Source organism: Candidatus Cryosericum odellii (assembly GCF_003570935.1).
In the GTDB taxonomy this organism is placed as follows: Bacteria; Caldisericota; Caldisericia; order Cryosericales; family Cryosericaceae; genus Cryosericum; species Cryosericum odellii.
Genome location: NZ_QXIU01000266.1, coordinates 1 through 2,829, shown reverse-complemented (window position 1 = coordinate 2,829; position 2,829 = coordinate 1). Strand labels below are relative to the sequence as shown.

The following is a 2,829-nucleotide window of genomic DNA, read 5'->3' as shown; positions in this document are numbered from 1 at the left end:
TTGATAATGATCGTGACAATGGACGCCCTGAACAGTGGGCCGGTGGATGCTCAGCCGCTGATCGCAGGGGAACTTCAGTACCTTCATGATCACGGCGCTGCGATCTCTGCTGCCGCCAGGAAAGCTGTTGAAGACGATATCGCTTATTGGCGTGGCACGATCAAGTCTGCCATGACTGATTCAAGTGGGACGAGCTATATGATCAAGATCGTTGCAAACGTAGATGCCACCGGCAATATCAATGCCGGCTCTCTTCAGGTGTACATAGACAACGCACCAGTGGGGAGCAATTTCATTCCTGCAGCTCAGTTCCTCGAGGATATGCGTTCTGGCTGGGTTACTGTTACACAAGCTTATGCCAGTGCCGAATCCATAGCTGCGGCTGCAAAGGCTCCGTAACATCTATAGTCGCTCCGGGTCCATAGAGCTTTACTGTGTTTTGTAGTGGGAAGGTATGACCTCCGCTGCGACGCCGCAATGATACGGCGCGCTGACGGCTGTGGTGACCGGGTTTCAATTCACCATACTTGTTGAAGGCACCTGTTGGAGGGGCATGGCATGATAACAACGAAATCGCGAGTCTGTTCACGAATTGGCGCTTTGATAGCTTTGATCCTGTGCTTGGTCTTGGCAACCCCAGGCATGCTGGGGAGCGTTCCCACAACGCAGGCAGCAGGGATGTCTGTTTGGTCACGTCTCCCGCTATATGGAGGCACTGTGTACAACATCGTCATTGACCCAGAGAATCCCTCCAGACTATCTGCGTACACGGGGGACAGTGTCTTCCATTCAACTGATGGCGGAGAGAACTGGAGAGAAGTGAATGCTGGTATTGCCAACATCACCACAGCGTCGTCCTCTTCTTCCATCCTGTATGGCAAATCTCCGGATGGCGCATTCTTCCGTTCTACCGACAACGGAGATCATTGGACAGCTGTGAACGCTGCTGGTATCGTGACCGCAGATATTGGAGCCATTGTTGTCAACCCAGTTACCCCTCGTATCCTCTATGCTCTCATGGTAAGCCCACAGGGATATCTTACCTATGGAAGCGGCGTCTTCCGTTCTGTCGACAGCGGAAACCACTGGACACAACTAGCCACTGGTCTTGCACAGGGTGATGATATCATCTCTCTTGCCATCAATCCTCACATGCCAACTGCTTTGTATATTGTCATCAACGAGACCGCTGGCATTATTCGTTCCATGGATGGCGGAGATCACTGGATGAACGTGAGTGCTGGTCTTCCAGAAGGTGACGGGATCAGGTCTCTCGTTTTTGACACTCGTATCTCTGCTGGACTATACGCTGTTACGGGGAGCCACGGCATTTTTCATTCAACGGATAGCGGGGATCACTGGGAAGCGAAGAATGCAGGTCTCCCACAAGGAGAGTCCCTTGTAGGCTTCATCATCGATCCCTCTGCTCCTGCCACAATGTATGCTATTGTCGGCTATGACTACTCCGTGTCTCCCGACGGAACCAACCTCTTTCGCTCAACAGACGGCGGCAGTCAGTGGACTCGGATGCACGGGATTCCCAATGATGCGTACATCGGCTCCGTCGTTTTTGATCCGAAGACATCATCTACGTTATACCTTACTTCCGGCGAAGGAATCTTGCGGTCCACCGATCGTGGAGTTACGTGGGCAACAAGGAATGTTGGTCTTGACGACTTGCGCGTCATTGCTCTTGCCATCGATTCCGACACTCCTTCTCACATGTATGCCGGCACTCAGAGCGGAGTGTTCAGGACTGTCGATGGCGGCAAGACATGGACAGAGACCAATACTGGTATTACGGACATGAATGTTACCGTTCTTGCCGTAAATCCTCTCATTCCTTCAACCCTGTACGCCGTTGCACAGAACAGAGTCTTCCGCTCGGTCAATGGCGGTACTTCCTGGAGCATGTTGGACGGTGGTCTCGCTGGCGCAAACGCTGCCGGTATTGTTATCAACCCACGTACACCCTCAATTCTGTACGCCGCGACAGATGATGGCGTTTTTCGTTCCATGGACAGTGGAAGTCATTGGACAGCTATGAACAGTGGGCTTACTCAGAAAGGCCTCAATACGCGGGCTCTTGCCATCAACCCACGCACTCCTGCCACAATCTATTGCAGCACTCGTTACGACGGACTCTTTCGATCTTTCAACAGTGGCACCACCTGGACAGCGATAGATACTCCTCCCAGCGATTATGGGGTTTCTTGTCTTGTCGTCGACCCCATCAGCCCCTCTACTCTCTATGCAAACACAGAAGGCCGAGTCTACCGTTCCACAAATAGCGGCACTTCATGGACGATGGTACTGAACCCCAAGGGGGCGGTAAACTCTCTCGCGATCAACCCTGCTGTTCCTTCCACTGTGTATGCCGGTACCTGGGGCAACGCCTTGCGGTCTGCAAACAAGGGCGCCACCTGGGCTGCGATGAACATGGGTCTCGCCAGTAATTCTCAGTGTGTCATGTCCATCGCTTTCGACCCTGTCACCCCCGCAACCATGTATGCCGGTACGGAAGGTCGGGGTGTCTTACGCTCCCCGAACAACGGGACCACCTGGACAGCAATGAACACTGGTCTTGGCAACGCGAACGTCAGAAGTGTTGTCATCAACCCCCGCACTCCTTCTATCCTGTATGCCGGAACCGATGGCGGCGTCTTCCGATATGGTCCAGTCTCTGCTTCAACGAAGGTCATTCAACTGAAGATTGGTAGCACGACAATGCACGTGGATGGGAAAGCAGTGCCACTGGAGGCAGCGCCCATCATTATGAACTCACGTACCCTCATTCCTCTCCGCTCCCTGATCGAGACGCTTGGTGGC

General features: G+C 53.2%; 2 protein-coding genes. Both read left to right on the top strand.

Annotated elements, in window-relative coordinates:
- A partial coding sequence (locus SMC5_RS10345) for a hypothetical protein (RefSeq protein WP_207799233.1) occupies positions 1 to 399 on the top strand: 399 nt, incomplete at its 5' end.
- Positions 400 to 717: 318 nt separating this feature from the next.
- Positions 718 to 2,829: VPS10 domain-containing protein (locus SMC5_RS10340; protein WP_119120615.1), on the top strand; the 2,112-nt coding region annotated here is incomplete at its 3' end.